Annotated in this window: 4 protein-coding genes and 1 pseudogene; all 5 read right to left on the bottom strand. The window is 59.0% G+C overall.

What is annotated here, in order from left to right; all coding sequences use genetic code 11:
* Positions 1-221, bottom strand: a 221-nt coding sequence (gene rplO, locus QZY06_RS19075) for a 50S ribosomal protein L15 (protein WP_295687091.1), incomplete at its 3' end; no start/stop codon positions are given.
* Between the two features lie 104 nt (positions 222-325).
* On the bottom strand, positions 326-514 hold the full coding sequence (rpmD, locus tag QZY06_RS19070; RefSeq protein ID WP_022978607.1) for a 50S ribosomal protein L30: 189 nt from the start codon (positions 512-514) through the stop codon (positions 326-328).
* A 16-nt stretch (positions 515-530) separates the two neighbouring features.
* Positions 531-1,046 (bottom strand): 30S ribosomal protein S5, encoded by a 516-nt coding sequence (rpsE, locus tag QZY06_RS19065; RefSeq protein WP_022978606.1) that lies wholly within the window; start codon positions 1,044-1,046, stop codon positions 531-533.
* Positions 1,047-1,050: 4 nt separating this feature from the next.
* Positions 1,051-1,407 carry a 50S ribosomal protein L18 gene (rplR, locus tag QZY06_RS19060; protein WP_022978605.1) on the bottom strand — a complete coding sequence of 119 codons (357 nt, stop codon included), beginning with the start codon at positions 1,405-1,407 and terminating at the stop codon, positions 1,051-1,053.
* Positions 1,408-1,501: 94 nt separating this feature from the next.
* Positions 1,502-1,595: pseudogene (locus tag QZY06_RS19055) on the bottom strand (50S ribosomal protein L6); the annotation flags it as partial.

Raw genomic sequence — 1,595 nt, 5'->3', positions numbered from 1 at the left:
GTCAGCTTGCCGATCGCGGAAGAAAAGCCGCGCTTCGGCAAACGACGCTGGATAGGCATCTGACCGCCTTCAAAGCCGATCTTGCCGCGGCCACCCTTACGGGCGCGCTGACCTTTGTGACCGCGGCCAGCGGTCTTGCCCATGCCGGAACCGATACCGCGGCCGACGCGAACGCGAGCCGTCTTGGCACCAGCAGCAGGCTTGATCGTATTCAGTTTCATGACAACAGTTCCCAGTGATCAGTGGCCAATGGCCAGTAACAACACTTCAGCGAGTTCCGAACAGACAACAGGTCACTGGCGCAGGGCCATTGACCAGGGCTGTTTCAGACTTCTTCAATCTTCAGCATGAAGCCAATCTTGTTGACCATGCCCATATTTTCCGCAGTCGCCGGAACTACGACCGACGAATGCATCCGGGTCAGACCAAGGCCGCGCACGCAAGCGCGATGAGCCTGGAGACGACCGAACACGCTTTTGACGAGCGTGATTTTGACTTGCTTGGTAGCGCTCATGGCGATTCCTTAGTCCTTAACCGAGGATTTCTTCAAGAGTCTTGCCACGCTTGGCGGCAATCTCCGACGGCATGTTGAGCTTGCGCAGCGCGTCGACCGTTGCACGCACCATGTTCATCTTGTTGCGCGAGCCGAACGACTTGGCCAGCACGTTCTGCACGCCGGCAACTTCAAACACCGCACGCATCGCGCTGCCGGCAATGACGCCGGTACCGTCGGATGCAGGCTTCATGAATACCCGTGAGGCACCATGGATGCCCCAGATCTCGTGCTGCAGGGTCGCACCCTTCAGCTCGATCGAAATCATGTTCTTGCGCGCCTTCTCCATCGCCTTCTGGATGGCAACCGGCACTTCACGAGCCTTGCCATAACCGAAGCCGACCTTGCCAGCGCCATCACCGACCACGGTCAGTGCCGTGAAGGTGAACTGCTTGCCGCCCTTGACCGTCTTCGACACACGGTTGACGGCGACCAGCTTTTCCTTGAAATCGCCGCTCTGCGAGTCGTCGAAATTGTAGTTGGGATTAGCCATTTAATTAAAACTCCAGTCCAGCTTCGCGAGCGGCGTCGGCCAGCGCCTTGATGCGGCCGTGATACTGAAAGCCCGAACGGTCGAATGCGACCTTCGTGATGCCGGCGGCCTTGGCGCGCTCAGCGATCGTGGCGCCAACCTTCTTCGCAGCTTCGACATTACCGGTGCCTTCAAGGCTCTCGGCAACGATCTTCTCGACCGTCGATGCAGCAACCACGGTATGACCAGCGTCACCCGCGATGATCTGCGCATAGATGTGGCGCGGCGTGCGATGCACGGACAGCCGGTGGGTGCCCAGCTCGGCAATCTTTGCACGCGTCCGGCGCGCACGGCGCAGACGGGATTCTTTCTTCGGGCTCATAAAACGATTTCCAGTGACAAATTCCAGTGACCTTCGAGTAGCCGGGTGGCCGGAGGACTAAGCCTGCGCCGACCACTGACCACTGCTTCACTACTTACTTCTTCTTCGCTTCCTTCAGGACGACCTTCTCGTCCGAGTAGCGAACGCCCTTGCCCTTGTAAGGCTCTGGCGGACGATAGCTGCGCAGC

It is taken from the genome of uncultured Nevskia sp., assembly GCF_903885465.1.
Lineage (GTDB): Bacteria > Pseudomonadota > Gammaproteobacteria > Nevskiales > Nevskiaceae > Nevskia.
This window is presented reverse-complemented; position numbering and strand designations above follow the sequence as displayed.